The organism is Streptomyces sp. NPDC006265 (assembly GCF_040613555.1).
Lineage (GTDB): Bacteria > Actinomycetota > Actinomycetes > Streptomycetales > Streptomycetaceae > Streptomyces.
On sequence record NZ_JBEXSH010000753.1, the window covers coordinates 1 to 4,552 of the forward strand.

The 4,552-nt window shown below is 72.4% G+C and carries 4 protein-coding genes; 3 read left to right on the top strand and 1 reads right to left on the bottom strand.

Features of this window, described 5'->3' with window-relative positions:
- From ABZ281_RS39110 to ABZ281_RS39120, 3 genes are all read left to right on the top strand, one after another.
- The coding region (locus ABZ281_RS39110) for a PLP-dependent aminotransferase family protein (protein ID WP_356662756.1) at nt 1-1,015 on the top strand (1,015 nt) is incomplete at its 5' end.
- Nucleotides 1,016-1,142: 127 nt separating this feature from the next.
- Nucleotides 1,143-2,705 (top strand): alkaline phosphatase D family protein, encoded by a 1,563-nt coding sequence (locus ABZ281_RS39115; RefSeq protein ID WP_356662757.1) that lies wholly within the window; start codon nt 1,143-1,145, stop codon nt 2,703-2,705.
- Between the two features lie 109 nt (nt 2,706-2,814).
- Entirely contained in the window at nt 2,815-4,071 is a 1,257-nt protein-coding gene (locus tag ABZ281_RS39120; RefSeq protein WP_356662758.1) for a GNAT family N-acetyltransferase, read from the top strand.
- Nucleotides 4,072-4,080: 9 nt separating this feature from the next.
- Here ABZ281_RS39120 and ABZ281_RS39125 read toward each other — a convergent pair.
- Nucleotides 4,081-4,552, bottom strand: a 472-nt coding sequence (locus ABZ281_RS39125; RefSeq protein ID WP_356662759.1) for a PLP-dependent transferase, incomplete at its 5' end; no start/stop codon positions are given.

Genomic DNA, 4,552 nt, shown 5'->3' on the forward strand with positions numbered 1-4,552 from the left:
GGCGGAACTGCCGCACCAGGAGCTGGGCTACCCCGATCCGCGCGGGCTGCCGAGGCTGCGGACCGCGCTGGCCGAACTGCTCGCCCGGCGGCGGGGCGTGGTGGCCGACCCGGAGCGGATCGTGGTGGTCTCCGGGGTGGCCCAGGCGACGGCGCTGCTCGGTTTCGCGCTGCACGCGCGCGGGGTGCGTGCCGTCGGTGTGGAGGACCCGGGCAGTCCCCAGCACGACGCGCTGTACGCCTCGGCCGGCGTCACCGCCGTACCGCTGCCGCTGGACGACGAGGGTGTCGCCCTGGAGCCGCTGCGGTCCTCGGGCGTGCGGGCCGTGGTGACGACTCCGGCCCACCAGTTCCCCACCGGCCTCGCCTACTCGGCCCGGCGGCGCGCGGAACTCCTGGACTGGGCGCGGGCGGTGGACGGCATCGTCCTGGAGGACGACTACGACGGGGACTTCCGTTACGACCGTGCTCCCGTCGGCGCGCTCCAGGGCCTCGACCCGGACCACGTGGCCTACACGGGTTCGGTCAGCAAGTCCCTCGCGCCGGGTCTGCGGCTGGGCTGGCTGCTCGTGCCGGAGTCCTGGACGGCGGAGATAGTGGAGCGCAAACGCACGATGGATCTCGGCCACCCGGCCCTCGACCAGGCCCTGTTCGCCCGGTTCCTGGAGCGCGGCGACTACGACCGCCAGTTGCGCCGCTGCCAGCGCGCCTACCGCGACCGGCGCGACGCGCTGGTCGCCGCCCTGGACGCGCACTTCCCCGGATCGGAGGTGTCCGGGATCGCGGCGGGCCTGCACGTGATCGCCACGCTGCCGCCGCGGTACGGGCCCGAGGAGCGGTTCCTCGCGCGTGTGGCGGAGGCGGGGGTGGCGGTGCGCCCGCTCTCGGCCTATGCCCACACGCCGGCCGGGCCCGAGGGTGACAAGGAGATCCGGCTCGTCCTGGGCTATGCCCATGTGCCGCCCGCCCGGATCGCCGAGGGCGTGCGTCTGATGGCCGAGGCCGCGACCGGGTGAGCCGACCGGTTCGCGCGTTCCCTCACCCTGCGGTCAGTTGTTCACTTGGGGTTCGTGTGTGCGCTGCGGCGTGCCAGTAGGTGTGGCTCTGCACACTTGGCCGGATCCCGTCCCTGGAGGCGCATCCATGTCACACCGTCCGTTGCCCGGGCGCCGTAGCGTCCTGCGTGGCTCCCTCGCCGCGTCGGCGGCCCTGTCCCTGCCCAGCGCTCTCGGCGCGGCGCCCGCCTTCGCCCGCTCCGGGCGACCGACGGCGGGGTGGGGTGTGCAGGCGGGAGACGTGACCTGCGACTCCGGGCTGGTGTGGGTGCGCTCCGACCGGCCGGCGCGGATGATCGTCGAGACGTCGGCGACCGAGTCGTTCCGCAATCCCCGCAGATGGCACGGCCCGCTGCTGGGCTCCGGCACCGACTTCACCGGCACGACCCGGCTGCGCGGCCTGCCGTCCGGCGAGCAGATCCACTACCGCGTGCTGCTCGCCGACCCGGACGACCCGCGCCGTACCGGCGAGCCGGTCACGGGCACGTTCCGCACGGCGTCCGCCAAGCGCCGTGACGGCGTGCGGTTCGTCTGGTCCGGCGACCTGGCCGGGCAGGGCTGGGGCATCAACCCGGAGCTCGGCGGCTACCGCATCTACGACGCGATGGGCGCGCTCGACCCGGACTTCTTCCTCTGCAGCGGCGACAACATCTACGCCGACGGCCCGATCACCGGGGCCGTGACCCTGCCCGACGGCCGGACCTGGCGGAACATCACCACCGAGGAGAAGGCGAAGGTCGCCGAGACGCTCGCGGAGTTCCGTGGCAACTTCCGCTACAACTTCCTGGACGAGAACCTGCGGGCCTTCAACGCCCGGGTCCCCTCCATCGTCCAGTGGGACGACCACGAGGTCCTCAACAACTGGTACCCGGGCGAGATCCTCACCGACACCCGCTACACCGAGAAGAACGTGGACGTGCTCGCCGCCCGCGCCCGCAGGGCCTTCTCCGAGTACTTCCCGATCTCCACGCTGCGCCGCCCCGACGGGCGGGTCTACCGCGTGCAGCACCACGGCCCGCTGTTGGACGTGTTCGTCCTGGACATGCGCACCTACCGCAACGCCAACTCGCCGGACGACCAGCCGGTCGACCCGCAGGGCATCCTCGGTCGGGAGCAGTTGGAGTGGCTCAAGCGCGAGCTGTCCCGCTCCCGTGCGGTGTGGAAGGTGATCGCCGCCGACATGCCGATCGGCCTCGTCGTCCCGGACGCGCCGAACATCGAGGCCGTCGCCCAGGGCGACCCCGGCAAGCCGCTCGGCCGGGAGCTGCAGATCGCCGAACTGCTGAGGTTCGTCAAGCACCGCCGGATCACGGGCACGGTGTGGCTGACCGCCGATGTGCACCACACCTCGGCGCAGCACTACCAGCCGTCCAAGGCCGCCTTCACCGACTTCGAGCCGTTCTGGGAGTTCGTCTCGGGCCCGCTCAACGCCGGTGCCTTCCCCGCGAACGCGCTCGACGGCACCTTCGGCCCGGACCGTGTGTTCGTGAAGGCACCGACGACCGCCAACGTCTCCCCCGCCGGCGGCTACCAGTTCTTCGGCGAGGTCGACATCGACGGCCATAACGGGGAGCTGACGGTACGTCTGCGGGAGCAGGACGGCACCGTGCTGTTCACGCAGACCCTCCAGCCGAGCCTGGTCGGCCAGTAGGTACGCAGCGCAACGTTTGAAGCGTTGACAAAGGGGGCAGACTGCCCCCTTTACCCACCGGTCACAATGCGTTCGCGATCACGCAACACCGTTCCGTCACAGTGGGTGCATGACGCGAGAAGTGACTCAAGTGACGCACCCTGACGACAACTGCCGCCCCACCCCCTCGTGGCGGCGGGTGACGGCGGCGTTCCACGCCTGGCGGACACGACGCCAGGAACACGCACCGCCGACGAGTGATACCGGGTCCCCGGCACCGGAGCCGGTGCCGGGGGCGAACACCCTGTGGCGGATGCGGACCACGGTTCAGGACGAACCGGGTTCACTGGCGGCGCTGTGCGGTGCCCTGGCCGGGCAGCGCGTCGACATCCTGAGCCTGCAGACGCACCCGCTGGCCGCGGGAACGGTCGACGAGTTCCTGCTGCGGGGACCGGCCGGCCTGTCGGCGTCCGAGGTCACCACGGCCGTCGAGTCGGCCGGTGGCACCGACACCTGGATCGAGCGGGCCGACGCCCACGACTTGGTGGACGCGCCGACCCGGGTCCTCGGGCTCGCCGCCCGCACTGCACTGGACGCGGCGGAACTTCCGCTGGCCCTGCGGCAGTTGCTGGGCCGGTGCACGATCCGGTCCCGGCCCGCTCCGGCCGGCGGGAGTCGGCCCACGGGAGGTGTTCCCGTGGAGGGGGCCCTCGACGACACCGTGATGCGGCTGCGCGGCCCGGAAGGCGGCGTGATCACCGTCGAGCGGCCGTATCCGCCCTTCACACCCACCGAGTTCGCCCGGGCCAGGGCCCTGGTGGAACTCGACGCCCGGCTCGGACCGCGCCTGCCGCACGGCCGGGACGTGCTCACGCTCGCCGAGGGCAGCGACATCACCGTGCGGCGGGCCGACACCCGTGATCTCGAAGCGGCCCGGGCGATGCACGAGCGCTGCTCGGCGCGCACGCTGAAGCTGCGCTATCACGGGCCCGTCGGTGACGCCGACCGGTACCTCAACCACCTGCTCAGTCCGCGGTACGGCCGCACCCTCGCCGTACAGACCGCCTCCGGGCGGATCGTTGGGCTCGGTCACCTCCTGTGGGACGGGGACGAGACGGAGGTCGCGCTGCTCATCGAGGACACCTGGCAGCGGCGGGGGGTGGGAGCGGAGTTGCTGTCGCGGCTCGTGGCCATGGCCGTCGCGGCGGGGTGCTCCAGCGTCTATGCCGTGACGCAGGCGTCCAACACGGCGATGGTGGCCGCGATGCGCGGGCTGGGGCTGCCTCTCGACTACCAGGTCGAGGAGGGGACCCTGGTGATCACGGCGCGGCTGGCTGAAGCGGTCGTGACCGGTGCGGAGGAACTCGGGAGCGCCTCCGCACCATAGGGACGTTCGTCAGTGGGCGGGCGCGGGTTCGTGGTGGCTTGTCGCGCACTTCCCCGCGCCCCTGGTGGGGCGCCCCAGCGCCTGGTCGAGATCCGACCAGAGGTCCTCCACGTCCTCCAGGCCCACCGACATGCGCAGGAGCTGGTCGCTCACCCCGGCTCCCCTGCGGTCGTCGGCGTCGACGATGCGGTGGCTGATGGAGGCCGGGTGCTGGATGAGGGTGTCCACGCTGCCGAGGCTCACCGCCGGGGTGATCAGGCGGACCGCGCCGATCACCTCGTGCGGGTCGCCGTACACCTCGAAGGCGACCATCGCACCGCCGATGCGGGGGTAGTGCACGCGGGCGACGCGTGGGTCGGCGGCGAGGCGGCGGACGAGCTCGGCCGCCGTGGCGGAGGCGGCCCGGACCCGGACGGGGAGTGCAGACCAAGGTCGGCTCCGAGATCGAGGACACGGGCACCAACGCCATGTCAGTCCACCC